This window comes from Rhodococcus sp. SBT000017 (assembly GCF_003688915.1).
Classification (GTDB): Bacteria; Actinomycetota; Actinomycetes; order Mycobacteriales; family Mycobacteriaceae; genus Rhodococcoides.
In genome coordinates this window covers 4,100,672-4,126,398 of record NZ_REFU01000001.1, presented here as the reverse complement: position 1 = coordinate 4,126,398, position 25,727 = coordinate 4,100,672, and the positions used below count along the sequence as shown (strand labels likewise).

Below are 25,727 nucleotides of genomic sequence, written 5' to 3'. Positions count from 1 at the left end.
ATGTTCGGGTCAGGTTGTGGCGTCGTGCGAGCGCGCGATGGTCAGCGCCGCATTCACCAGGGCCAGGTGGCTCAAGCCCTGCGGGAAGTTACCCAGAAACGACCCATCCGAAGCATCGATCATCTCGCTGTACAGCCCGACGTCGTTGGAAAGCTCCACCAGCTGGTCCATCAGCGCGATGGCTTCGTCGTCACGGCCGACGCACGACAGCGCCGACACTCGCCAGAACGCGCAGGCCACGAAGGTGGCCTCTTCCTCGTGCACGCCGCTGTAGCGGTACAGCAACGGCCCAGCACCGAGTTCTGCACCGAGGGCATCGATGGTGGACGAAAGACGTTCTCCGCGATCGAAATCCATCTCCGCCGCCAACAGCACCGAGGCGTCGAGACCATCGGCCCCGGGATACGCCAGATATGCCTGCCGCTCCTCGGACCAACACTGCGTCTCGATGTAGTCCCTGATGCGGCCCTTCTCCGCCTTCCACCGGTCCGGGATTCCGGGGATCTCGCCGGCCTCGGCCAAGTGAACGGCGCAGTCGAGCGCCTGCCAGCAACCGAGCTTCGAGCTGGTGTAGTGACGCTCTTCCTCGAGTTCCCAGATGCCTGCGTCCTTGCGCTGCCATGAGTCGCAGGCTTCGTCGGCGATGGTGGCCAACAGTCGACCGGTCTCCGCGTCGAGGATGTTGCCGGCGTCTACGTACTGCCGAATGATCGAGAACAGATCCCCGAATATCATCAGCTGCAACTGATCTGCCGCGGCGTTGCCGTTGACGACCGGTCCGATGCCGCGCCAGCCCGGCACATCCGGTTGTTCGGTTCCCCCGGGCAACTTTCCCTGAAGCGTGTAGAACACGTTGACCAGAGGATCGTTGACCCTGATGACCTTCAGCAACCAGGCGACGGCCGCGTGTACTTCCTCACGAAGTCCGAACCGCTGCATCGCTCTGATCGTGTAGGCGGCGTCTCTGACCCAGGCGTACCGGTAGTCCCAGTTCTTCCCTCCGGTCCGGTTCTCCGGCAATGATGTGGTGGCAGCAGCAGCGATGGCACCGGACGGGCTGTGCAACAACAGCTTCAACGCCAGAGCACTACGTGCTACATGTTCCGCCCACGGTCCCTCGTACTTACACTCGTCCGACCACATCCGCCAGTTGAGGACGGTCCGGTCGATGCCCTCGTCCAATTTCTGCGGATAGGGCAGATGCAATGGTTCGTTCTCGGTACCGACGACTCCGAGAGAATGTCTCGAGCCAGGCTCGGTGGAGAACGCCCCATGAATGTTCTGCGTCTCCACCTGGGGATCGTCGATGCCCAGGGTTCTCACGGCGAGGGTCAGCCCGTCCACCCGCAGGACTGTGCCGTGCTCGGTGGCGTAGGCCCACGGTGAGGCCTTACCGAGCATGGTTCCGGGTGCCACCTTCCAGCCCATCTCGACGGTCCCGTCGAGGCCGTCGATTCGGCGCGCCAGTTCCATCCACGGCAGCCGCCCCGCCACACCGGTGTTCAGCGAGTCGGTGACCCGCACCGTGCCGCCGGAGGTCTTGAAAGTGGTGGCGAGAACGTTTGTACCCGAGATGAATTCGCGGTGGACGGTGAATTCGGCCACCGGCGCCAGCTCGATCCATCCACCGTGCTCGTAATCCAACAGTGCGGCGAAAGGTGGTGGTGAATCCAGATTCGGGACCGGAAGCCAGTCGATGCGACCGTCGTCGGCGATCATTGCCACGGTTCTACCGTCACCGATCGCTCCGTAGCTCTCGATAGGAACATAGCCGTCGACCCGAGGGTGCGGCTTTCGAAACTCGCTCAAGCACTTGCCTTTCCGGCGAAAATTGGGCTGTTCTCGATGTTCGCCAGCAGATCGGCCGGGTCCTCGAACACCGCTACCGCACCCGCGTCGAGCAACTCGGCGCGCGAGATACCTCCGCTCAACACGCCGATGGCGCGTACTCCGGCGCGCCCGGCGGCCTCGATATCCCACACACTGTCGCCGACCATCACCGCGCGCGTTGCCTCGACTCCGGCGCGCTCGAGCGCGACCGCGATGATGTCGGGCTCGGGCTTGGCGACGTCGGCGTCGTCGCCGGACGTCACGACCGCAACAGAATCCTCCACGTCGAGCAGATCACGCAGAGTCGACAGTTCACCTTCGGGCGCAGATGTGGCCAGAACCACGTTGATTCCACGAGACTCCATGTCTGCCAGGAGTTCCCGCGCACCAGGCAACACTTCCAGATCCGCGGATGCTGCGGCGTAATTTTCACCGTGCAGCTTCTTCGCCTCCGCGGCCAGCGCGCTGTCGGGTGACCCGACGAGGAACTCGAGCAACTTCGACCCATCCATCCCGATACAACGGTGGATGCGCCAGGCCGAGACTTCTCGGCCGGCATCGCGAAACGCACGGGACCACGCGGATACGTGAACGAAATTGGAATCGACGAGCGTGCCGTCGATGTCGAACAGAACAGCGTCGACGGTCGGAACACTCACAGGCATGACCGTCGGATACCCATGGTCGATACAGGCAAACAGTCGATTCGAAAAACAGCAGGCCCCCCGCTGTGCGCGAGGGGCCCGTCGTGCGTGAACGGAACTAGCTGGCCTGCGCCTGCCACATCCAGTGCAGCTGCTCGAGTCGCGCCGTGATGGCGATGAGCAGGTCCTGAGTGACCGGATCGGCCTCTCCCGTGTCGGCGATACGTCCACGCAGTCGCTCGACGACGGCAGCAATGTTGTCGACGACTGCCGGTACGACCTCGCTGTCCTGAGTCCAACCGGCTCCGAAGCCCTTGGTGCCCGCGGTCGAGGAGACGGTGGCTGCGCGGCCGTCGGGGCTGACGCCGATGGCCGTCGCGCGCTCTGCTGCCTGATCGGTGAATTCGCGGGCGGCCGTGACCAATTCGTCGAGCTCGAGGTGCACGGAGCGGAAGTTCTTACCGATCACGTTCCAGTGGGCCTGCTTCGCGATGAGCGAGAGGTCGATGAGATCGACCACGGTTCCCTGAAGCGCGTCGCCCGCGATCTTCTGCTGGCCTGCGTCGAGGGTGCTGGTGATGGGGTTCGTCATGATGTGGCCTCCCTGCCGTTGGACGACGGTATGCATCGCACACCATTATTGTTCTTCCGTCTGTACTACACAACGGCATGTAGCCACGCGTTGTTCCGGATCGACGCCATCTTCGCTGTGACGCCGATCCCAGGATCGATCGGATCAGACCTTCGCGGCCTCGTCGGAAGGATCGTCGATCGCTCCTGCACCGGTGGTCGGTGCGGTCTCGTCCTGCTGCGACCGAACGCCTTCCTCGACCTTCTTGCCGAGCTCGGCATCGACGTTGGTCCAGTACTCGAACACCCGGCTCAGGACCGGCTCACTCACGCCGTTGAGGACGTGTCCGACGATGTTTCCGACGAGACGCTCACGCTGCGCGTCGTCCATGACCTCACGGACCAGGGCTCCAGCCTGGACGAAGTCGCCGTCTTCTGGGTGCTCGACATACCCGGTGCGTACGAACCGTGGCTCGAAGTCCCACGCTCCGTCGTCGCCGTACTTGTTCGTGTCCGCTGACGGGCCGCCGAACGAGTTGGGTGCGTACACGGGCGTTTCCGGAGAATTGAACGAGTACCGCATGGACCCGTCCTTGGAGTACGAGTTGACCGGCGACTTCGGCGCGTTGACCGGCAGCTGCGCGTAGTTGGCTCCGATGCGGTACCGGTGGGCGTCGGCGTAGGAAAAGACGCGGCCGAGCAGCATCTTGTCGGGGCTGAAACCGATGCCGGGCACGGTGTTGGACGGCTCGAACGAGCTCTGCTCGATCTGAGCGAAGAAGTTCTCCGGGTTGCGGTTCAAGGTCATCTTGCCGACCTCGATCAGCGGGTAGTCCTTCTGCGACCAGACCTTGGTGAGGTCGAACGGGTTGTACTTGTAGTTCTCGGCCTCGTCGTAGGGCATGAGCTGCACCTTGAGGGTCCAGCTGGGAAAGTCGCCGTTCTTGATGGACCCGAAGAGGTCCTGACGGTGGTGATCGGGGGACGTGCCCGCGACCTCGTCGGCCTTGTCCTGCGTCAGGTAGTCGATGCCCTGGTCGGTCTTGAAGTGGAACTTCACCCAGGTCTTCGTGCCGTCCTCGGCGATGAGCTGGTACGTGTGCGAACCGAATCCGTCCATGTGACGGAACGACTTGGGGATTCCGCGGTCACCCATGAGCCACGTCACCTGGTGTGCCGACTCGGGCGAGAGGGTCCAGAAGTCCCACTGCATGTTGTTGTCGCGCAGGCCAGAGTCGGGCATGCGCTTCTGGCTACGGATGAAGTCCTGGAACTTGATCGGGTCCTTGACGAAGAAGATCGGGGTGTTGTTGCCGACGAGGTCCCAGTTGCCTTCCTCGGTGTAGAACTTCAGCGAGAAGCCGCGCGGGTCGCGCCAGGTGTCGGGGCTACCCTGCTCGCCCGCGACGGTGGAGAAGCGCGCCAGCATCTCGGTCTTGGCACCGGGCTGCAACGCCTTCGCCTTGGTGTACTTGCTGATGTCTCCGGTGATCTCGAGTTCACCGAACGCGCCTGCGCCCTTGGCGTGCACGACGCGCTCCGGGACCCGCTCCCGGTTGAACTGCGCCATCTTCTCGATGAGGTAGTGGTCGTGCAGAAGAATCGGTCCCTGCGTTCCGGCGGTCAGCGACTGGTCGTCGCTGGGGACGGGGATTCCCGAGTTGCTGGTGGTCGGCTTGTTGGTGATCGGCTTGGTCATACGAAGCCTCCTGAAGGGCTGAATCGAGTTCGAAGAGGGCTGCTCTCCGAAAGATCTGTGAAACCGAGCGGCCGTACGCTGGACCGCAATGTCAGACGGAATGCCTCATGCAGCCGTCGCACAAACCCCAGAACACGATCCCGTCTTCGTCGACGACAAATCCGTGGGCTGTCCGCGATGTCGTCGGCGTCCGAATGCGGTCGGGCTGTGACCGCATTCAGAGCTGCATGCGCTCCAGTATGCCCCTAATCTGGACTAAGTCAAGAAAAGCGGCTCGTGGCTATCCGACCAGGCGCGCTTCACCCGTCCGCATCGACCCCGACACGATCTGCAACCCCAAATACGTGCCCGACGGCATCCAGCGACTGAGCGTCGGCCCCTTGGCGTCCACCTCGACGCGGGCCACCCTGGCCTTGCCCTTCAGACTCGCGGTGGCCACGGCCGAGCCGCCGGACACCGGCTGGGCGAAACCGAGGGAGCCGAGCATCGGGAACTGCGGTCCCACGGCGCGAGACGTCGTTCGCACCGACCATTCGTCGCCGTTCGCCCCGGCCTCGCCCAGCACGTCACCCTCGAATTCGGCCAACACCTTGGGCAGGTGCCAGTTGGTCCGGCCACCGTGCACCGACGTCGCGGAATCGACGGCGATGAACGGCACCGCCATGCGAGGCACGCGTCCGACGTCCCGGCGCAGCGCCGGGCTCGCCAGTATTTCGCGGTACGGGCCGACCGGTGAGGTGGTGTAGTCGACGACCATGCACATCGTGATCGGCAGCGTCTTGGCACCGGCCGGCGCGAAATCCGACGAGCGGGCCCGATGCCACCAGATCGTGGCACGGACATTCGCCGGCCACGGCGCTGCCGGGCTGACCGGCCAGTCGGTGCGCTCGGTCTCGGATTCGGTGACACTCCACATCAGGAATCCCTCCCCACCACGGTCAGAGGGAGCCGCAGGGCACCCGGGGCCGACACCGGCACCACCGGGTGCACCGGCTGAGTAGGAGTGATCTCCTGATACTCCGAGCCCACCGCGGGTCGCCGATCGGGGTCACCCTTGTTGGGCCACAACGCCATTGCCCGCTCGGCCTGGGCCGTGATCGTCAAGGACGGATTGACACCGAGGTTGGCACTGACGGCAGAGCCGTCGAGCACGTGCAGTCCCTCGTAGCCGTACACGCGCTGGTACCCGTCGATCACGCCGGTCTCCGGCGAGTCGCCGATCGCGCAGCCACCGAGGAAGTGCGCGGTCATCGGAATGTTGACGATCTCGGCGATCGATCCGCCCGGGTCGCCGCCGATCTTGTCCGCGAGCAGACGAATGGCTTCGTGACCCTGCGGAATCCACTGCGGCGGTGGATCACCCGCGCCGGGCCTGCTGGTGAGGCGACGCCCGAACGGTCCCTTCTTCGATCCGAGCTCGAGCGAGTTGTCGTCGGTCTGCATCACCAATGCGATGACGGTGCGCTCCGACCAGCGATGCACCGACAGGCTCCGCGCCGCAGCGCCGGGATGACGCAGCGCGACGCCGAGGGTCTTGAGGATGCGCGGCATCTTGCCGCCGCCGTCGCTGAGCACGGTCTGCAACAGGCCGATGGCGTTGCTGCCCTTGCCGTATCGCACCGGCTCGATGTGCGTGTGATCGTCCGGATGGAACGACGACGTGATCGCCACGCCCTCGTGGTAGTCGACCTCACGGCCGCGGGCGGTCGCCGCGAGCACGGCCTCGGAGTTGGTGCGCACGAGCGAACCGATCCGCTCGGACAGCCGCGGCAGCGAGCCCTTCTCCTTGGCCGCGAGCATCAGCTTCTGGGTGCCGTAGGTGCCGGCCGAGAAGATCACCTGATCGGCGGTGATCGTCTTCTCCTTGCGACGCAGCTTCCCGCCCGTCCGACGCGTCACCACGTCGTAGCCTGCGCCGTTCGGGCGCACGTCCACCACGGTGGTCAACGGAAGAACATGCGCGCCAGCGTGTTCGGCGAGGTACAGGTAGTTCTTGACGAGGGTGTTCTTCGCGCCGACGCGGCAGCCGGTCATGCAGGCTCCGCATTCGGTGCAGCCGGTCCGCTCGGGGCCGGCACCGCCGAAGAACGGGTCGGGCGCAGTGCGGCCGCGATCGCCGAAGTAGACGCCAACCGGGGTCGAGGTGAATGTGTCCCCCACACCCATGTCCTCGGCCACCTCTTTCATCACCTTGTCCGAGGCAGTGATGGTCGGGTTGGTCTCGACGCCGAGCATTCGGCGGGCCTGGTCGTAGTACGGATTCAGCTCGCGCTGCCAATCGGTGATCGAGCGCCACTGCGGGTCCTCGAAGAACTTGGCCGGGGGCTGGTACAGCGTGTTCGCATAGTTCAGCGAACCTCCGCCGACGCCAGCGCCGGCCATCACCAGCACATCGGGAAGCAGGTGAATACGTTGCACCCCATAGCAACCCAGCGCCGGAGCCCACAGGTACTTGCGCAGACGCCAGCTGGTCTTCGGCAGCTCGTCGTCCTCGAATCGGCGGCCGGACTCGAGAACCGCCACCCGGTAGCCCTTCTCGACGGCCCGCAATGCGGCAACGCTGCCGCCGAAACCGGAGCCGATGATCAATACGTCGTAGTCGCTCATGCTGATACCACCTCGTGGTCTGATTCGAGAGTGTCGGACGCGAGCCGATAGTTCGCGACGTCGAACTCGCGCGTCTTGTTGCGGAACCGGAATGTGTAGGTGGGCCACATCGTGGAGTTGCGGCCGTTGGCGTCGAGGTACCAACTCGAGCAGCCGCCGGCATTCCAGACGGTGCCGTCGAGCTCGGAATCTACCCACGAATTGTGCTGCCGCTGAGCGGATTCGTTGACCTCGACGGCCGCGACCCTGCGATCCTTCATCTCGTTCAGCGCGGATACCACGTAGTTGGCCTGCGACTCGAGCATGTAGACGATGGAACTGTGCCCGAGGTTGGTGTTGGGGCCGTACATCAGGAACAGGTTCGGGAAGCCGGCGACAGTGGTCCCGAGATGCGCCTGCGGGCTGCCGCCCCAATGCTCCGCGAGCGTCCGACCGTCGTTGCCGCGCAACAGATGCGACACGGGTGGCTCGGTGGGGGTGAACCCCGTCGCGAAGATGATCGTGTCCACCTCGTGGTTGCGGCCCGAGGCGTCGACAACGCCGTTCTCGGTGACCGACGTCAGCCCCGACGTCACGAGATCGACGTCCGACCGGTCGAGTGTCGGCAGCCAATCGTTGGACAGCAGAAGCCTTTTGCAGCCCGGTGCGTAGTCAGGAGTCAGCGACGCACGCTTCACTGGGTTCTTGACCTGACGCTTCAGATTCGACTTCGCGAACATCTTCACCGCGGGAAGCATCCACGGGTTGTCCGCCAGCACGGTCACGTAGGCCTCGCGGTAGCCGTAGATGACACCGCGAACCGCGCGGTGTGCCAACGGGATCCGCTCGTAGAGCGTGCGCTCGAGGCGGCCGATGGTGCGGTCCAGGCGCGGAATCACCCATGCGGGAGTGCGCTGGAAGACGGTGAGCCGCTCGGCGCGGTCGACGATCTCGGGGACGAACTGCACCGCCGAGGCCCCGGTGCCGATCACGGCGACCCGCTCTCCGGTGAGGTCGTGCTCGTGATTCCAGGTGGCGGAGTGGAACACCGTGCCGGTGAACGAGTCGATGCCGGGGACGTCCGGGATCTTCGGAGTGGACAGCGCCCCGGTGGCAGCGACCAGCACCCGGACGCTCGCCGACCCCTGCGACGTCTGCACCGACCATCGCTTGCTCACCTCGTCCCAGGTGGCGGACCGAAGTTCACAGTTCGTGACGATGCGATTCTTCAAGTCCAGGCGATCCACCACCGAACGCAGGTAGTCGAACAGCTCCGGCTGGCGCGCGAAGGTGTGGCTCCACTTGGGACTCGGGGCGAACGAGAACGAGTACAGCGAGGTCGGCACATCGCACGCACACCCCGGGTAGGTGTTGTCTCGCCACGTGCCACCGACGTCGGACGCGCGTTCGATGACGGTCACGTCGGCGCTCGGGTCGGCTGCGAGAATCTTCGCCACCGCGGCCAGGCCTGCGAAACCGGCTCCGACCACCAACACGTCGAGTTGTTCGGGCAGTGTTGCGTTCACGCGTCCATCACCTTTTCGGACCAGATCGGAAGGAGCCGCCCGCGCAGTTGCGCGTCGGCTTCGGGACTGCGGAACAGCGCCGAGACGGCCAGTCCGCGGGCTAGTTCGACACTGAGCTCGATGGACTCCGGGGACATCCGGCTACCCATGACGATCTGGGCACCGCCCTGAATGGCCTCGGCGACGCGTCGCTCCAGGGGGATCATCGCCTCGTGCAGCGCCGGGTCGGTACGGGCCGCCACCCAGAGCTCGAGCGCGGCGTGGAAGAGGGGACCGGAGAATGCGTCGGCGAGGATCTCGGGACCTCGCTCGGGGTCGGGTTCGGCTTCGAGTATTTCCGAGAGACGACGATCGACGAGGTGCTCGACGGCCGCGGTCAGCAGAGATTCCTTGGTCGGGAAGTGGTGCAGCTGCGCTCCGCGAGAGACACCGGCACGCCGCGCGATCTCCTGGGTGCTGGTCTTGGCGAAGCCCAGCTCGACCAGGCAGTCGATCGCGGCGTCGAGCAGCTTCGCCCGAGTGCCCGCGGTGCGTTCGGCCTGCGTCCGGCGCTCGGTGGGCGCCGTGTCGTCGAGCCCTGTGTCGGTAGTCACACTTCGCACAGTAGCGCCAAAACAACAAACAGTCCAGCCTGACTTTAAGTTGGCTCGGAACGCTGGATGCAGGCCTGCGCCCCGTCCATCACTCCGTGCCGGAACGCCTCCACCCGCAGGAACCCGCTGCCCTGACGGGACTGATCACCCTCGCCGCGGAAGAGCAGCAACGCCGCGATCGCCTCGTCGAGATCCCCCGGCGAGAGGGTGTACCCACTGGTAGGGCGGTTCTGCAGCAGTACGCTCGCGGCCCAACTCCCGGCGAAGCAGTCGCCCTGCAGGGACGCATCCTGGTCGTCGGCATCGATGCCGGCCTGCGCCATCCCCGCCAACCCGTACTGCGTCGCGATCAGCGCCGCGACGGCAAAATCCCCACCCTGCTCGTAGAACCGCAGCATCGCGTCGACCGCATCGAACCCCACGTGGCCGTCGGGCACGCAGTAGAACAACACGTAGCCGGTCGCGGATCGGCCGCCGCAATCGGGAGCGTCGGACGGGTCGAACGCAACCACCGGATTCAGCGGCTGCCACGGCCGGCCGGTCAACTCAGGAAAGAGCAGACTCCAGTAGTCCTCCAAGTCTTCCGGAACGCCGTCGATGATCTGCGCCAGCGGAGCGTCGCCGCCGCGGTCCGCGTAGGACCGGCTGGTGAACGGCAACCGCAGGACGGGAGGCGAACCGTCGACGTACGGTTTGCACTCCATCGGGCCGCCGTCGAACCCGGTCCGGAACGAACTGACGCGATCGAAGCCGCTACCGTGCGCCGACGCGCTTTCGGCCGAGGTCCCCGGCTCGTCGCGTAGATACAGGAAACCGGCCAGGGCACTGTCGAGTTCGGCCTCGGACGGATCGAACACGGTGCTGTCGGACACTGCGTGCGCCGCCCACGCCCCGGCGAAACAGTCCGCCTGGATCTCACTGGTGACCGTCATGCCCTCGAAGTTCACACGCGCCTGGATGGCGTGCCCCCACTCGTGCGCCATCACGACGGGAATCACGAAGTCGCCGAACCGTTGTCGGAGATCAGGACGCAATCCCTCACTGTCCCAGGCAACTACGTCCGCACCTGGACAATAGAAGGCATTGCCCGCGATGTCATCGGCAGAGGATGCGCACGGCGGCAATTCGCCGGACGACGGCACCACGGCGTGGAAACCGCCACTGACGGGCGTGTATTCGCTGCCGTAGACCGCGGGAAACTGCTCGGCCCAGTACGACTGCAGATCGTCGATCGCCGCGGCGGCGATCTCGTTCACCGGATCGGACGCATCGCCCACGATCCCATCCGTTGAGGTACCCTCCGCCGCGACCGCCTGGGGTGTCGATTCCGTTGCGCTGCTGGCGGATTGCACTGGAGAGCCACACGCGGACAGTACCAACGCAGCCGCCACGACCACCTTCACTGCTGACCTCATGACCGCAGACGCCAGCCAGCGAGGATTGGACATCGATTGGACGGTGCGCACCACTTTCCAATCCATTTCCAATGTCGCGGTTCTACGATCCGATCGGTTCGATCCCTGCTGTAGCCGCATCGAAGCCGTATCCGAACAGACGAAAGAGGACCGATGAAGATCTCCACTATTGGCGTCCGTGGGGCAGTATGCGCAGCCGTGGTGATTCTCGCGTTCACCGCCGCCGGATGCAGCAGCGACTCCGGCACGCCGACCGCCGCCACCTCGACAGCCGAAACGACGACTACAGAGGCCGCCGCGACCACAACGGTCAAAAAGCTGGCACCCGCCACCACCACCGAGGCACCCACCGGCCCCAACCCCACCATCGCCGACTACATCGTCGACGCGGGCCTGACCGAAACCCCGATCTTCCGCGGCGACGCGAACGCACCCACCATCAACCTGGCCATCCCGGACGGCTGGGTGGACGCGGCCGAGGACACCCCCGACTGGGCCTACGGAGCGATCATCTACCCGGACGTCGCCGCCGGCGAACGCACCCCGAGCATGATCGCCATCGTCTCCAAGCTCGAAGGCGACGTCGATCCGCAGGCCATCATCGACTACGGCCCAGGCGAATTGATGAACCTGCCAGAGTTCACCCCGTCCGGAGAGGGCGCAGTGTCGACACTGTCGGGCTTCCCCGCATACCAGATCGCAGGCACGTACACGGACGACGAGACGGGTGAGGAGCTGGTGTCGGCGCAGAAGACGACGATCATCACAGGGCAGGACGGCTACTACATCCTGCAGATCAACGTCGACGGCAGCATCGACCAATTCGACTTGCTGGTCGACGCCACCACCCAGGTGGACGAGCAGACCGTCATCACGCCGTGACTCTGCTCATGGCGTAGCGGCCTATGAGTTGCGTCCATCCGCACCCAGGCGCGTGTACTTCACCGAGGTCGACCGGTCCGTTCACTCGACCCTTGGATACTGACCTGCATGTCCCTGGAAACTTGCCTGTGAAGAGTCTGTTCGATCTACCGATGACCGCGTGGCCGCACGAGCGCAATTCCCTCCATGTCTATGCACTTCCGCAGATCGACAGCAGCGTTCTCGTCCCGATTCAGGACGCAATTCGCTCGACCGGTGTGTGTTCTGTACAGCCGACGGAGTTCCTGCACGCCACCGTCACTCGAATCCCGGCCTTCCTCGATACGGTCCCCGCTGACACCGTTCTCACGCTGCGCGGACTCCTCGACGACGCGACGGCAGCACTGGAGCCTTTCACCGTCGACATGACCGGCCCCCACATATTCGAGCATTCGGTCGGATACGAAGGAAACCGAAGCCCGCAGTGGGACAGCCTGGTTCGGTCCGTACGTGCCGGTGCGACAACAGTTCTCGGTGACCCGGCAATGCCGCCCGCGCCGCACGCACCCCATATCTCACTGGGTTACGGCACAGCCGACGTCGATTCGGAACCGTTGACAGCCGAGCTCGCCAGGCTCGGCGCGAGGCGGGGTCGCCAGCAGTCGGTGCGGATGCACGTCGCAGAGGTGCAACTCCTCTCGGTCCATCAGGACTCCGCCGCCGGGATATACACGTGGGACACCATCTGCACCGCACATTTTGGGCGAGTAATGTACCGCCCATCGTGAACGGGGAGGCAGCGATGATGGCGGACGCGAGCACTGTGCCTACTGCGCAGCAGTGGATAGCACAGTGCGACAGCTTCGAGACCGACGACGGATTTCGGATCACGTACCGCCGCCGCGGCGCGGGCAGCACAGTGGTGATGCTGCACGGGTTTCCTACCTGGTCCTACGACTGGGCCCCGGTGGCCGAGGACCTCGGGTCCGATCATGACGTCGTGACGCTGGACTTCTTGGGCTACGGGTCGTCGGACAAACCACGTGGCCACAACTTCACCGTCGCTCGGTCCGCGGACGTCGTCGAACAGCTACTGCGCCACCTCTCGATTTCGAGCGCGCAGTTGGTCGTTCACGACTACGGCGGCATCGTCGGTCAGGAGTTGCTCGACCGTCGACGCCGCGCAAACCTGTCCTTCGATATCTCTGTCGTGCACGTACTCAACTCCGGGGTCGTCTACAGCGAGTACCGCCCGACTGTTTTGCAGCGTCTACTCGCCCAACCGGTGGTGGGACCCGTTCTCGCTCGACTGTCCAACAAGACCGCCCTACGCAAGACCATCGATGCCGTGCGCGGAGACACGAAAGCGTCCGACGAAGAATTCGACAACCTCTGGTATGGAATCGCGCTGCACGACGGACACAAACTGTCGCACAGACTCATTCGCTACAACGACGAGCGGGCGGTGCATCACGAGCGGTGGCTTTCGGCGCTCGTCGAATACGACGGCCCACTTGGACTCATATGGGGGCTGGCGGATCCGGTCTCTGGTCAGCGAGTGCTCGACGCCATCCGCGCACTGCGACCGGATGCCTGGGTCACGGCGCTCGGTGGCGTCGGACACTTTCCGCAATCGGAAGCACCGAAAGACGTGGCGCGGGCTATCCGCGAACACCCGACGAACTGAATCGTTGCCACAGCCTTCGCACCACCGAGCTGGGTATTCACGTTCTACGCATGCCGGTCGCCGCCAACACGGCGGCAAGCCCCTCCTGCAGATCTCTGACGAAGTGGTCTGGATTCTCGAGCGACGGAAAATGTCCCCCTGACTCGGGTTCCTTCCACCGCACGATCTGACGGAAGCGCTCCTCAGCCCACGCACGAGGATTCTTCTCGATGTCGCGCGGATACGTAGTGATCGCCGCCGGAACGTCGACCCGCAGGTCCGGATCCAGGGAGTTGTGGCTTTCGTAGTAGATCCGAGCCGACGACGCTCCCGAGCGCGTGAGCCAGTACAGGGTGACGTTGTCCAGCAGCCGGTCTCTGGAGATCGCCGGGAAGGGGCTGTCGTCGGTATCCGTCCACTCCGCGAATTTGTCGAGAATCCAGGCGAGCAGACCGACCGGAGAGTCGACGAGTGAGTACCCGATCGTCTGTGGCCGGGTCGCCTGCTGCTTCGCGTACGCCGAGTGGTGGTGCCGGAAGTCGCTGTTCTCCTCGGTCCAGCGGCGCTCGTCAGCAGTCAGGCCCTCGGTTGTCATCCCCGGCGGTGCCTGCGCCAGAGTTGTGTGGATCCCGATGACATGCGCGGGGAATCTGCCTCCGAGGATCGTCGTGATCACGCCTCCCCAGTCACCACCGTGGGCCAGAAACCGGTCGTAACCCAGCCGGCGCATCAACTCGACCCACGCTGTCGCGATCTTCTCGGTTCCCCATCCGGTCGTACTCGGCTTGTCGCTGAAGCCGAACCCCGGCAGCGACGGGACGACGACGTGGAACGCTGGCGCGCGGGGGTCATCGGGATGCGCCAGAGCGTCCACCACATCGACGAACTCGGCCATACTGCCCGGCCAGCCGTGCGTCATGATCAGCGGAGTGGCATCGGTACGCGCGGACCGGCAGTGCAAGAAGTGAAATCCCAGACCGTAGACGCTAGTGCGGAACTGACCGATCGCGTCGATGCGCTCCTCGAACTTTCGCCAGTCGTAGCCCGTGCGCCAATAGTCGAGGATCTCCTGCAGGTCGGCGAGAGGAACGCCTTGGTCCCATCGCCGACGGCCGGGCTCGGTCGAAATCACCGGTTCGGATTCCGGCAGCCGTGCGGCGGCCAACCGCGCGCGCAGGTCGTCGAGGTCGTCGTCGGGTGTGAGGGGCTCGAACGAACACACTTCGAGGCCGCTGAGCGACTGCATAGGAACTCCTGCTTTCGGTTGAACCGTCTAAGCCAGTTCTACAGGGCACGTCCTTGGACCGCAACCGGCTAAGCTGGTTCCATGCCCGCAAGGTTTCCCGAATTTCGCCCCGGTAGCGTCCTCTCGACCGCCTTCACCGGGACGCTGACCGAACGATGCGGCGAACCTGTGGAACGGATTCCGGTGCCGCAGCGGCTCATCGACTGGTTGGCGATGAACGGGCTCGCCGTCGAGGGGTGCACCGACTCCCAACTGTTCCTGGCTCACGAACTGCGAGAGGCGATTCATCTCGCAGCGACAGCTGCCGCAGTCGAAGACACACTGCCCAGGTCGGCCGTCCGAACCATCAACGATCGCAGCATTCGCGGGCAGTCCGCTGCTGTTCTGACGGCCGAGGGCGACCGCCGCTGGCAGCTGAGTTCGATGCAGTCCGTAGAAGACGCCCTCGGCGTAGTTGCGGCCGACGCCATCGACGTCATTGCCGGTGTTCGAGACGGCAAACTGGCATTGTGCGCGTCCCCTACGTGCCGGGCCGCGTTCTTCGACACCAGCCAAAGCCGCTCGCGCAAGTGGTGCGACATGAACACCTGCGGAAACCGTCAGAAGAAGGCGCGATTCATAGCGAATCAGCAGCGCCGAACATAGAAGGAGCCGAGAACAGTGAGCATCCATTCGATACGTCCCGAGGATGTTCTGCCCGACGGGGCCGAGAGGGCGTCGTTCGACGGACTCGAGATTCGCAAAGGCACCGTCGCGGCGTTCGTGGCCAACGCCCGAGCGCTCGACGACGCCGAACAGGGCACCGAGACCCACCGAGAACTGTTGGCAGCGCTGGGGAATCTCGCGCCGCAGCTGGCGGCAATCGGACTGCTCGAGGTATTCGAGCCGCGGAATCCACAGATCGCAGAGCTGGTGAAGACCGCGGTCGCCCGGGACTGAACGACTGCAACGCTGTTTGCGTTGCTTGACCGTGGGCAATTCTCTGGTCATGCCCCTCGCCTCTCATGGACGCTTCGACTACTCCCCCATCGGCGATCGCCCGCAGTTCGAGTGGCCGGGTGGCGCGCGCCTCGCGGTGTACATCGCCGTAAACTGCGAGCACTTTCCGTACGACGACGGCCGCCCAGGGCTGGGCTACACGCCCGCGATGGATCAGCCGAACACCTACAACTGGGGGTGGCGTGAGTACGGCAACCGCGTCGGCGGCTTTCGGATCGCAGAGACGTTGCAGCAGAGCGGGATTCGGCCGACACTGCTCGTCAATACCGAGGTGTACGAGCATGCGCCGCAGCTGATCGACGCCTTCCGCGCCCTCGACGCCGAGGTTGTCGCACACGGCCGAACGAACGCCATACAACCGAACGATCAGAACGAGGACGACGAACGACGATCGATAGACGAGGTCACGTCCGCCATCGAGCGGCACGAGGGAGCCCCTCCTCGGGGTTGGATGAGCCCCGGTGCCAACCCCAGCCGAGTGACCGAAGACCTTCTCGCCGAACGCGGCTACGACTACACCTTGGACTGGCCCATCGACGACCAGCCGGTGTGGCTGAACACCCGCGGTGGCCCGTTGCTCAGCGTCCCGTACCCACACGAGGTGAACGACCTACCGGTGTTCGTCCACCATCACCAGACCGCAGCGACGTTCGAGCGCAACATAATCGACAGTTTCGACGAGCTGAAGGAGAACTCGGCGCACCAACCCGTAGTGCTCGCGATCTCGCTGCACACCTTCCTCACCGGACAGCCCTACCGACTTCGACGGCTACGCGCGGCGCTGAAACACATGACCGACAACAGCGACGGCGTCTGGTTCACCACCCCGGGCGAGATCGCGACGCACTACCGAGAGCTGGTGCCACCCGCCCCCGCTCATCACAACCGGTGACGACAGACGACGCGTAACTCGAACCACTCCAGCCGCTGAGGACCGGGGCGCGCTCCGATGCACCGATGCACCGCCGACGGAGTCACGACGTTGCCAGGTCCGCACGCAGCAAGCAGCTAGCAGCTGACTGGGCGGTCGAACGCAGAGCGACCATGACGGTACGTCGTATGTCGGGCAGAAGCACTCCCCCGGCGGCCCGAAATTCGACGGCGTGTTCGCAGCTGACATGTTGTCAGGCTGCGCGCCGTTTTCGTCGGTGGTAGCTGGGGATGGGTTGTCGTGTGGGGTCGATGGATTCGGGCGGGATGGCGTAAGGGTGTCCGTCGTCGCCCATGAACAGTTGCCAGTCGCCGTGGTGGACGAGGCGGTGGCATTCTCCGCAGACCAGGGCGAGGTTGTTCAGATCGGTGGGGCCGCCGTGTTCCCAGAATTTCACGTGGTGGGCTTGGCACCACTGCGCGGGGCGCCCGCACATCACGCAGCATCTGTCGCGGATGGTCAGGGCGATGCGTTGGTCGTCGGAGGCGAGTCTGGTGCTGCGGCCGAGCGCGAGCGGGACGCCGTGGTGGTCGACGATGACCGGGGTGAGGTCGGCGTCGCAGGTGAGAAGCTCGGCGAGGGACCGGCTCATCGGCCCGGTCCAGTCGAAGTGGAACGGCCACTCGGCATCGCCAGGCTCGGGAGCGGACTTCTCCCCGGCAGCGCGACCACCGGCAGCATCACTACCGGCATCGCTACGGCCGACACGATCGTCGCGGAAATCGCCGGTTCGTGAACTGCCGCCGGCACCGGCGTCGGCATCCCTGGTTCTGGTAGCGCCGTCGGCACCGGCACCGGGTGTCGAACTCGTTGGTGCGCAGGCAGTGTGATTCTTTCCGCGGTCACTGAGCAACTCCCGCAGCGGGACGATCAAATGCACCGACGCCCGTGACCCACCTGCCGATCCGCGGCTGCTGCCGCTCAGGTGCCGGTCGAGGATCTGATCGAGTGCATCGGCCCGCCGCTTCGACGGACTCCGCGGGTCACGCGCACCACCCGGGCCGGGCCGCGGAGCGGTCAAAGCCGACAGTGTCGTGAGCAGCTTCTCGGCGAGGAGCCGGTCGACGTTGCCACCGAGCTGGAAGCGGCCATCGGACAACGGATGAACATCGAACCGGTTCAGGTTCGGGTTCTCCGACACCGGTACCGGCGGCGGCCCCGATGGAACAGGTTCGGGCCCAGCAGGTTCGGGCCCAGCGGCACCCGTGCCACCTGCGCCATCTGCGCCATCTGCGCCACCGCAATCACCCGAGCTACCTGCATCGGCTCGGCTCGCCTGCTCCTGCTCGCGCTCTCGTTCCTGCTCCCGTTCGCGTCGTTCCTTCTCTGCCTGCTCATGTCTTTCTCGCGCGTCCTCTGCCGCAGAATGCGCGAGAGCCTGCGCACGGGAGGTGGCCTGCCCGGCGGTGCTACGCATCGCGGTCTCGAGCAGGTCCGCGACGACAGCGTCGCGGCGCTGCTCGTCGAGGGTGGGGTCGGCGACCAGCACGGTGGCGTAGCCGTCGGCGATCGCCGAGGCGTGTGCGGCGTGGATGTCACCACCGGCGAGGGCGTCGAGCACCGTGCGCCGGCCGGTGAGCCACTGGCCCAGTTCCATCTGACGGGCAGCGGACCCGTCGGTGATGCGCACCGACCTCGCGTACCACCGCGTGACCGTCGAATGCCCGAGTTTCATGGCCAGACCACGCCGCTCGATCTCCGCCAGCATCGCGTATCTGGCTGCAGCGAGCGCATTTTCGTGGGAGGACACCTCAGCGAGCGCGGAGACCAAGTCCTGGTCCCCGAGCCCGAACACATCCCCCCATGTCTTCACCCCACGAAAGCTATACCCACCCACCGACAGGTTCGGATCACGGAGCGACGGTGCGGTACCGCAACATCATTTCGTGGTCCTCGTGATCGAGCATGTGGCAGTGCCACATGTAACCCTGCAATTCGCTGGACCCGCCCATGTCATGGCCACCGTGATCGCCGCCGTGATGCGCAGCCGGACCGGCGAAGGTGGCGTCGGGGTCGAAGCCGAGTTCGTCGGCCGTCGGGAATCGGACGAGGATCTGCGTGACGGTGCCCGGGTACGTGTTGACGGTGTCTTTCCAACCGGCTTCCCACGCCGCCGGCGGCACCGACGGTCCGGTGAGGAACTTCTCCACCGGCGGAGCCCATCTGGTACCGAATGTGGGCCTGGGGAAGTCGCGCTGGTAGGCGGCGAGGTCGATGGGGATCCGTCCCAGCGTCCGGAAGTGCGCCAGGTGCAGGTGAATCGGGTGCGGCTCCACCGTCGTGTTGACGATGTTCCATATTTCGACGGTGCCCTGCTTGGGCATCTCGATGTCCGGGTCCGAGTACCTCAGGTTGTTCAGGTTCATCAGCGTCATATCGAGGTTCAGCCCACCGGACGGCTGATTGACGGTGACCGTTCGAGTGAAGGTCGCAGTCGGCAACGGCGGCAACACATCCGGCTGACCCTTGCCGCCGCGCAGCAACGTCGGCATGCCGCCCCGGAACCCAGCGGCGGACGCGACGCGGAACTGGCAGAACATCGGCATCGGCACCGCACCGAGCGATGCGGCCTGAGCGGGCGGCGGCTCGTCGTTGAGCAGCTCGATCAGTGCGCCCGGCTCGACGGCACCGAAGTCGACGAGGATGTCCACGCGCTCGGCAGGCGCGAGCCGAATGCTGGTAGCTTCCACCGGGGCGTCGAGCAATCCACCGTCGTTCCCGATGACCCAGAAGCGAAGTCTGTTGGTGAAGAACAGGTTCCACACGCTGTACGACCCGGCGTTGACGACTCGCAGTCGGTACATCCCCCGGGCGACCTCCATCGTCGGCCAGATCTTGCCGTTGACGACGCCCACGTCTCCGGTGCCGCCGCCCTCCCACTTTCCCTGCGGGACGGTGATGTTGGAGCGGATGCTCATACTGCCGTCGGGGTTCATGATCTTTTCCTGCAGCACGAGCGGCAGCTCGAACTCACCCGAGGGCAGACCCAGCGCGTTGTCGGAAGTGCCGGTGTCCCACCGGTCTCTGACGAGGTTCATGCCGAGCAGGCCTGCATAGACGTTGATGCGCGTCATCGACATCGCGTGGTCGTGGTACCACAGTCCCGCAGCGTCGTTGAGTCCAGGGAAGTTGTGCGTCATCGACTCGCCCGGGCGAACCAGCATCTCCGAGTGCCCGTCGCTCGCCGGTTCGGTGATGCTGCCGTGCAGGTGCAGCGACGTCGGCGTCATCGTGCGGTCCATCTCGCTCATGCCGTGCAGCGAGGTGTCGATGTCGGCGGCGAGCGGGTTCCCGGCGGTGGTGTTGGAGTACTTCAGCGTCCACGGCTGGCCGGTCTGCGACTCGATGGTGGGTCCGAGGTAGTCGCACTCGCCGTATCCGAAGGTGGGCGCGGGCCGTAGATCGGCGTGGAACACATGGGTGGAGCTGTGTGCATCGAGCGAGATCTCCGTGCCGCTGATCAGCGGCAACCGCGGCAATTCGTCCCGGAACGGCGTCAGGGGCGGTGAGTGGAACAGCAGGGGGCTCTGCCCGCGGAGGAAGTCGTCGGCCATCGCGCGGCGCGTCGTCGACGCCACCGGGAGTGCAGCGGCACCAGCGGCTACGGCGGCGACGGCGAGCCCACGCAGGGCGGTTCGTCTGGACACAGAGCCGCTCACCCGGCCACCTCTCTCCTTGTTGTGATTGGGGCCATACTATGTGCCCGTCGGCTCCCGCCGTCACCCCACACTCGGATCGTCCGGCACGTTCCTGCCGGTGGAGGGATTTATTTGCCATGGCAACGATTACTTTCGAGCGCACCACCAGGCTGTTTCCGGGCTCCGACGCCCCTGCGGTGGACGAGCTCGACCTGCACATCGAGGATGGCGAGTTCCTCGTTCTGGTCGGCCCCTCCGGCTGCGGCAAGTCGACGTCGCTGCGGATGCTTGCGGGGCTCGAGGAGGTCAATTCCGGCCGCATTCTGATCGGCGGCAAGGACGTCACCCATTCCGAGCCCAAGGATCGCGACATCGCGATGGTGTTCCAGAACTACGCGCTGTATCCGCACATGACCGTCGCGGAGAACATGGGCTTCGCCCTGAAGTTGGCCAAGGCGAGCAAAGAAGACATTCGCACTCGCGTCGAGGAGGCAGCGAAACTCCTCGACCTGGAGCCGTACCTGGATCGCAAGCCGAAGGCGCTCTCGGGCGGTCAGCGTCAGCGAGTTGCCATGGGCCGCGCCATCGTTCGTCAGCCCCAGGTGTTTCTGATGGACGAGCCACTGTCCAACCTCGACGCGAAACTTCGGGTCCAGACGCGCACGCAGATCGCGCAGCTGCAGCGCAGGCTCGGGACGACGACGGTGTACGTCACTCACGATCAGGTAGAGGCCATGACGATGGGCGATCGCGTCGCCGTCCTGAAAGGTGGTGTGCTGCAGCAGTGCGCCACTCCGCGCGAGCTGTACCGGAAGCCGGTCAACGCGTTCGTCGCCGGGTTCATGGGCTCACCGTCGATGAATCTGTTCCGTGTCCCGGTCACCGACGGCGGCGTTCGCCTGGCCGATCAGGTGATTCCCGTACCGCGGCAGACTCTCGGGTCCGCCACGGAGGTGATGTTCGGTATCAGGCCCGAGCACATCGAGATCGCCAGCAGCGGAGTCGCTCTGGAGATCGACGTGGTCGAGGAACTCGGTTCCGAGGCGTTCGTGTTCGGCCGTGCAGACATCAACGGCAAGTCGGAAACCATTGTCGCGCGGGCCGACTGGCGCAGCCCGCCCGAGAAGGGTGACCGCGTCCACGTCCGCATCGACGACGCTCACGCGCATATCTTCGACGCCTCCGCCGAGGGCCTGCGGCTCAACTGACGCCCGCTCGTGCTCGTTGTGCACCCCCAAGAGGTGCACAACGAGCACCAGCTACACCAGCAGTTCGGCGATCTGAATCGTGTTGAGCGCCGCGCCTTTACGGAGGTTGTCGCCCGAGACGAACAGGGCCAGTCCCCGGCCCTCAGGAACGCCCGGGTCCTGACGGATGCGGCCGACCAGGGAATCGTCCGCGCCTGCGGCTTGCAAAGGCGTCGGCACATCGACCAACGTGACACCGGGTGCCGAGGCCAGCAATTCGCGAGCGCGCTCCACCGAGAGCGGGCTGGCGAACTCGGCGTTGATCGACAGCGAGTGACCGGTGAACACGGGCACGCGCACGCAGGTGCCGCTGACCAGCAGGTCGGGCAGGCCGAGGATCTTGCGCGATTCGTTGCGCAGTTTCTGGTCCTCGTCGGTTTCGCCGGATCCGTCATCCACCAACGCACCGGCCAGCGGCAGGACGTTGAAGGCGATGGGCGCGACGTACTTGTTCGGGGCCGGGAAATCCACCGACGAACCGTCGTGCACCAGCTTTTCGACGTCGCCGATGACGGCGCGCGCCTGGGTGGCGAGTTCCTCGACGCCGGCGAGTCCGCTACCGGAGACGGCCTGGTAGCTCGAGACGATCAGACGCCGCAGGCCTGCCTCGTCGTGCAGCACCTTGAGCACCGGCATGGCGGCCATGGTGGTGCAGTTGGGGTTGGCGATGATGCCGCGAGGCGGGTTCTTCGCTGCCTCGGGGTTGACCTCGCTGACCACCAACGGCACGTCGGAGTCCTTGCGGAAGGCCGACGAGTTGTCGATGACGGTGGCACCTGCCGCGGCGAAGCGCGGTGCCTGTTCGCGCGAGAGCGTGGCACCGGCCGAGAACAGTGCGATGTCGATTCCGGTGAGGTCTGCGGTGGACGCGTCCTCGACGACGATCTCCTCGCCGCGGAACGGCAGCTTCTTGCCGGCCGACCTGGCGGAGGCGAAGAATCGAACGGTGTCGGCGGGAAAGTTACGCTCCTCCAACAGGGTTCGCATGACGGCACCGACCTGGCCGGTGGCTCCTACGACTGCAACTGTGGTCATCTTCTATCGTCCTGTTCCTGCGTGTACGACCGCTTCTTCGTCGCCGCCGAGATCGAAGGCGGCGTGCAGCGCGCGTACTGCTTCGTCGAGCTGAGTGTCACTGCACAGCACCGAGATACGGATCTCCGAGGTGCTGATCAGGTCGATGTTGATGCCGGCGTCGGCGAGGGCCTCACAGAACGTCGCGGTGACGCCGGGGTGGCTCTTCATGCCGGCACCGACGAGGGAGACCTTGCCGATGTGATCGTCGTAGAGCACCTGCGCGAAGCCGATCTCGGCCTGGAGCTTGGTGAGCTTCTCCACTGCCGTCGGGCCGTCGGCCTTGGGGCAGGTGAAGGTGATGTCGGTCTTGCCGGTGTCGATCTTGGACACGTTCTGCAAAACCATGTCGATGTTGATCTCGGAATCTGCCACGGCGCGAAAGACCTTGGCGGCGTAGCCCGGTGTGTCGGGCAAGCCGACGACGGTGACCTTCGCCTCGCTGCGATCGTGTGCGACGCCGGTGAGAATTGCTTCTTCCACTGGAATGTCCTCCATAGATCCGGAGACGATCGTTCCGGGTTTCGTGGTGTACGACGAGCGCACGTGAACGGGAACGTTGTAGCGACGGGCGTATTCGACGCAGCGCAGCATGAGCACTTTCGCGCCGCAGGCGGCCATCTCCAGCATCTCCTCGAACGAGACGGTGTCGAGGTGCCGGGCATTGGGCACGATGCGCGGGTCTGCGGTGAAGATGCCGTCGACGTCGGTGTAGATCTCGCAGACGTCGGCGTTCAGTGCTGCGGCGAGGGCTACGGCGGTGGTGTCCGAGCCACCGCGACCGAGCGTGGTGACGTCCTTGCTGTCCTGGCTGACGCCTTGGAATCCGGCGACGAGCACGATCGAGCCCTCGTCGAGAGCGCTGCGCACGCGACCCGGGGTGACGTCGATGATCTTGGCGTTGCCGTGCACGCTGGTGGTGACGACGCCTGCCTGGGAGCCGGTGAACGACCGGGCCTCGGCACCGAGCGAGTGGATGGCCATTGCGACCAACGCGTTGGAGATGCGTTCACCCGAGGTGAGCAGCATGTCCATCTCGCGGGCCGGCGGGGCCGGGCACACCTGCTGTGCCAGGTCGAGCAGTTCGTCGGTGGTATCGCCCATGGCCGACACGACCACGACGACGTCGTTGCCTGCCTTCTTGGTCTCGACGATTCGTTCAGCGACGCGTCGGATGCGTTCGGCGGTCCCCACCGACGATCCACCGTACTTCTGGACGATGAGAGCCACGCGTGTTTACCTCCGCTGGATAGCCGACAATCGGGCGATTGTTCCGGGGTAACCCTACCGATCCGGCACCCCGAGCGGTGGCCCGGGTAGCTCCGAGCAGGGGCTTTAGGGTGGCTCGCCTGCGGATACGCCTGTCCTAACATGGTCGGGTGACCGTTCCCGAGCACCGCCCACCACCACCCCCGCGAGGTCTGCGGGTGCTCTTCGGGCTCCCCGCCGTCGGCCGTCGCTGGCCGGGTGGACTGCGCTCGGCTCTGGCGTTCGGTGTCCCCGCGATCGCGGCGTGGGTTCTCGGGTTCCATACCGAGGCCCTGCTGGTGGTCTCGGGCAGTTTCGCCGTCATCTACGGCGAGGGCCGTCCCTACCGTTCGCGATGGTGGGTGGTCCTGACTGCAGGCGGCGCCCTGGTGGCCTCGGTGTGGCTCGGGGCGACGGCCGGGCAGATGGCGCTCGATCTCGGCAGCACCGGATGGGCACAGATGATCCCGGTGACCCTGCTCTCGCTCCTCGCTCTCGTTGCGGTCTACGTCATCGCCGCGCTGCGACTGGGACCGCCGGGAGCGTTCTTCTTCGTGCTGGTGTGCGCGGTGTCGTCGTACATCCCCGGAGCCGGCATCAGCGCCGCTCACGGAGCGGTCTGCGCGGCTATCGGCGTCTCGTCGGCGCTGGTGGTGTCGATGTCCGGGGTGCTGTGGGACCCGCGCGGACCCGAACGAGAGGCCGTCGGAGCCGCGGTGGGCGCGATCGAGAGATACACGAGTTCGCCGACGGCGTCTGCCGCCGATCGTCACGCGGCGGCCGCGCGTCTGCACGCAGCCTGGGCCGCCGTGTACGACGCGGGTGCGGCGCGGTTGTCGTCGAGGCCGGTGCTGGTTCAGAGATTGTTCGACGCGCACCGGGCCTTCGCGGCGACGACCGCTCGAAGCACGGATGCGGACCGGACGGTCGACTCCGTGTCCGACCAGCTGCCGCTGGCTCGGCCCAGCGTCGGGTATCGATTGCGGCGCTCACTGCATCGGGATTCGCATGCGGCGTCAACGGCCGTGCGGGTGTTCTGTGCGGCGGCGGCCGCGGGCGGGATCAGCGTCGCGCTGGATCTGAGTCGACCGGACTGGGCCATCCTCGGTGCCGTCCTGGTGCTGCAACAGGGTCCCGATCGGGTGCACGGCACCTACCGTGGACTGCAGCGGCTCGGCGGAACGCTCGCCGGCGTGGCGTTGTTCTCGGCCATCTATCTCTCGCCGCTGACCGGCCTGGCCGTCATCGTGGTGTTGATGGTGCTGCAGTTCGCGATCGAGGTGTCGGTTGCGCGGAACTACGGTCTGGCCGTCACGTTCATCACCCCGCTCGCTCTGCTGATGGGCACACTGACGCATCCGGGGGCTGTGCTGGAGGACATCGTCGTCGACCGGATCGTGGAAACGACGGTGGGCGTCGCTTTCGCATTCGCGGCGCTGTGGCTGCTGCTTCCCGGGGCATTTCGTCGCACATTGCGGTGGTCCGACGGCCGGGTTCTGACGCTCGGCGCACATCTGCTGACGGTGTTGCGGACCGAGGACGTGGCCGCGCCGACCGCCCTCGCCGTGCGGCGCGACGTCCAGTTCGAGCTCGTCGGGTCCGCGTTGGCCGGGGCCGAGGCCGCGCACAACGATCGACGGTGGACACATCGGGTCTGGTCGCAACATGCCGAGGTCGATCGGCTCGGGTACGAACTCCTCGCACACTGCTGGTCGATGACCGACGTCGGACGAATGGATGACATCGAACGTTGGCAACGTCGACTCGACGCGGTCGTTACAGAATTCGACGCGTCAACCCTGGGGTAGGTCATCGGTTGGCGGTAGTACACTCAGCCCATGCTGCGAGCTCTCCTTCTTAACAGCCGCGACGGGGTCTGAGTCCAGACTGGCTTCCCGTCGCGGGGTTCGTTGCGCCGGTCGAACACATTGCTCTGATCTGTACGGAGAGACGA

General features: G+C 65.4%; 22 protein-coding genes. 8 read left to right on the top strand and 14 right to left on the bottom strand.

The annotated features are described in order from the left end of the window. Positions 1–9: 9 nt before the first annotated feature. The 9 genes from AYK61_RS19435 to AYK61_RS19395 all read right to left on the bottom strand — a co-directional run bounded on the left by AYK61_RS19435 (position 10) and on the right by AYK61_RS19395 (position 10,863). Positions 10–1,809: a glycoside hydrolase family 15 protein gene (locus AYK61_RS19435; protein WP_121872023.1), complete on the bottom strand. Its 1,800-nt coding sequence runs from the start codon at positions 1,807–1,809 to the stop codon at positions 10–12. Beyond that, positions 1,806–2,495 carry an HAD family hydrolase gene (locus AYK61_RS19430; protein WP_121872022.1) on the bottom strand — a complete coding sequence of 230 codons (690 nt, stop codon included), beginning with the start codon at positions 2,493–2,495 and terminating at the stop codon, positions 1,806–1,808. Before AYK61_RS19430 ends, AYK61_RS19435 begins: the two co-directional genes overlap by 4 nt. A 97-nt stretch (positions 2,496–2,592) precedes the next feature. Then, positions 2,593–3,066: a Dps family protein gene (locus tag AYK61_RS19425; protein ID WP_121872021.1), complete on the bottom strand. Its 474-nt coding sequence runs from the start codon at positions 3,064–3,066 to the stop codon at positions 2,593–2,595. 144 nt (positions 3,067–3,210) lie between these two features. Next, a complete protein-coding gene (locus tag AYK61_RS19420) occupies positions 3,211–4,743 on the bottom strand; it encodes a catalase (RefSeq protein WP_374700536.1) in 1,533 nt (510 codons plus the stop codon). Positions 4,744–5,023: 280 nt separating this feature from the next. After that, positions 5,024–5,659: an acetoacetate decarboxylase family protein gene (locus tag AYK61_RS19415; protein ID WP_121872020.1), complete on the bottom strand. Its 636-nt coding sequence runs from the start codon at positions 5,657–5,659 to the stop codon at positions 5,024–5,026. Further along, positions 5,659–7,350 (bottom strand): GMC oxidoreductase, encoded by a 1,692-nt coding sequence (locus AYK61_RS19410; protein WP_121872019.1) that lies wholly within the window; start codon positions 7,348–7,350, stop codon positions 5,659–5,661. The genes AYK61_RS19415 and AYK61_RS19410 overlap by 1 nt, the downstream gene beginning before the upstream one ends. Continuing rightward, positions 7,347–8,855 (bottom strand): NAD(P)/FAD-dependent oxidoreductase, encoded by a 1,509-nt coding sequence (locus AYK61_RS19405; RefSeq protein ID WP_237669031.1) that lies wholly within the window; start codon positions 8,853–8,855, stop codon positions 7,347–7,349. The genes AYK61_RS19410 and AYK61_RS19405 overlap by 4 nt, the downstream gene beginning before the upstream one ends. Continuing rightward, the gene (locus tag AYK61_RS19400) at positions 8,852–9,457 is read right to left on the bottom strand and encodes a TetR/AcrR family transcriptional regulator (RefSeq protein WP_374700537.1); all 606 of its coding nucleotides are present in this window, start codon (positions 9,455–9,457) and stop codon (positions 8,852–8,854) included. The genes AYK61_RS19405 and AYK61_RS19400 overlap by 4 nt, the downstream gene beginning before the upstream one ends. 35 nt (positions 9,458–9,492) lie before the next feature. Beyond that, positions 9,493–10,863, bottom strand: coding sequence for a neutral zinc metallopeptidase (locus tag AYK61_RS19395; RefSeq protein WP_121872915.1), 1,371 nt, complete (start codon positions 10,861–10,863; stop codon positions 9,493–9,495). Between the two features lie 153 nt (positions 10,864–11,016). On the opposite strand from AYK61_RS19395, the gene AYK61_RS19390 reads away from it, so the two are divergent. The 3 genes from AYK61_RS19390 to AYK61_RS19380 all read left to right on the top strand — a co-directional run bounded on the left by AYK61_RS19390 (position 11,017) and on the right by AYK61_RS19380 (position 13,411). Further along, positions 11,017–11,745 carry an LpqN/LpqT family lipoprotein gene (locus AYK61_RS19390; RefSeq protein WP_121872017.1) on the top strand — a complete coding sequence of 243 codons (729 nt, stop codon included), beginning with the start codon at positions 11,017–11,019 and terminating at the stop codon, positions 11,743–11,745. Positions 11,746–11,873: 128 nt separating this feature from the next. Then, the gene (locus AYK61_RS19385; RefSeq protein ID WP_183130360.1) at positions 11,874–12,512 is read left to right on the top strand and encodes a 2'-5' RNA ligase family protein; all 639 of its coding nucleotides are present in this window, start codon (positions 11,874–11,876) and stop codon (positions 12,510–12,512) included. Continuing rightward, positions 12,509–13,411, top strand: coding sequence for an alpha/beta fold hydrolase (locus tag AYK61_RS19380; RefSeq protein WP_128645114.1), 903 nt, complete (start codon positions 12,509–12,511; stop codon positions 13,409–13,411). The genes AYK61_RS19385 and AYK61_RS19380 overlap by 4 nt, the downstream gene beginning before the upstream one ends. A 37-nt stretch (positions 13,412–13,448) precedes the next feature. Here the strand turns inward: AYK61_RS19380 and AYK61_RS19375 are convergent, their stop codons facing one another. Then, positions 13,449–14,636, bottom strand: a complete 1,188-nt coding sequence (locus AYK61_RS19375; protein ID WP_121872014.1) for an epoxide hydrolase family protein — start codon at positions 14,634–14,636, stop codon at positions 13,449–13,451. Between the two features lie 81 nt (positions 14,637–14,717). Here AYK61_RS19375 and AYK61_RS19370 point away from each other — a divergent pair, with 81 nt between their 5' ends. From AYK61_RS19370 to AYK61_RS19360, 3 genes are read left to right on the top strand one after another with little or no spacing between them, the layout of a single operon-like run. Beyond that, the gene (locus AYK61_RS19370; protein WP_121872013.1) at positions 14,718–15,281 is read left to right on the top strand and encodes an ABATE domain-containing protein; all 564 of its coding nucleotides are present in this window, start codon (positions 14,718–14,720) and stop codon (positions 15,279–15,281) included. A gap of 15 nt (positions 15,282–15,296) precedes the next feature. Further along, positions 15,297–15,575 carry a hypothetical protein gene (locus AYK61_RS19365; protein WP_121872012.1) on the top strand — a complete coding sequence of 93 codons (279 nt, stop codon included), beginning with the start codon at positions 15,297–15,299 and terminating at the stop codon, positions 15,573–15,575. Positions 15,576–15,624: 49 nt separating this feature from the next. Next, complete coding sequence (locus AYK61_RS19360) at positions 15,625–16,527, top strand: polysaccharide deacetylase family protein (RefSeq protein WP_121872914.1); 903 nt, start codon at positions 15,625–15,627, stop codon at positions 16,525–16,527. Between the two features lie 232 nt (positions 16,528–16,759). Here AYK61_RS19360 and AYK61_RS27960 read toward each other — a convergent pair whose 3' ends face one another. Beyond that, positions 16,760–18,379 carry an HNH endonuclease signature motif containing protein gene (locus AYK61_RS27960; RefSeq protein ID WP_259468123.1) on the bottom strand — a complete coding sequence of 540 codons (1,620 nt, stop codon included), beginning with the start codon at positions 18,377–18,379 and terminating at the stop codon, positions 16,760–16,762. Positions 18,380–18,416: 37 nt separating this feature from the next. After that, the gene (locus AYK61_RS19345) at positions 18,417–20,225 is read right to left on the bottom strand and encodes a multicopper oxidase family protein (protein ID WP_121872011.1); all 1,809 of its coding nucleotides are present in this window, start codon (positions 20,223–20,225) and stop codon (positions 18,417–18,419) included. A gap of 116 nt (positions 20,226–20,341) precedes the next feature. On the opposite strand from AYK61_RS19345, the gene AYK61_RS19340 reads away from it, so the two are divergent. Then, on the top strand, positions 20,342–21,412 hold the full coding sequence (locus AYK61_RS19340) for an ABC transporter ATP-binding protein (RefSeq protein WP_121872010.1): 1,071 nt from the start codon (positions 20,342–20,344) through the stop codon (positions 21,410–21,412). A 51-nt stretch (positions 21,413–21,463) separates the two neighbouring features. Here AYK61_RS19340 and AYK61_RS19335 read toward each other — a convergent pair whose 3' ends face one another. Both AYK61_RS19335 and AYK61_RS19330 read right to left on the bottom strand, forming a co-directional pair. Continuing rightward, on the bottom strand, positions 21,464–22,486 hold the full coding sequence (locus AYK61_RS19335) for an aspartate-semialdehyde dehydrogenase (protein WP_121872009.1): 1,023 nt from the start codon (positions 22,484–22,486) through the stop codon (positions 21,464–21,466). Positions 22,487–22,489: 3 nt separating this feature from the next. After that, on the bottom strand, positions 22,490–23,755 hold the full coding sequence (locus AYK61_RS19330) for an aspartate kinase (protein WP_032395287.1): 1,266 nt from the start codon (positions 23,753–23,755) through the stop codon (positions 22,490–22,492). 149 nt (positions 23,756–23,904) lie between these two features. Here AYK61_RS19330 and AYK61_RS19325 point away from each other — a divergent pair, with 149 nt between their 5' ends. Beyond that, positions 23,905–25,581 carry an FUSC family protein gene (locus tag AYK61_RS19325; RefSeq protein WP_147458362.1) on the top strand — a complete coding sequence of 559 codons (1,677 nt, stop codon included), beginning with the start codon at positions 23,905–23,907 and terminating at the stop codon, positions 25,579–25,581. Positions 25,582–25,727: the final 146 nt, after the last annotated feature.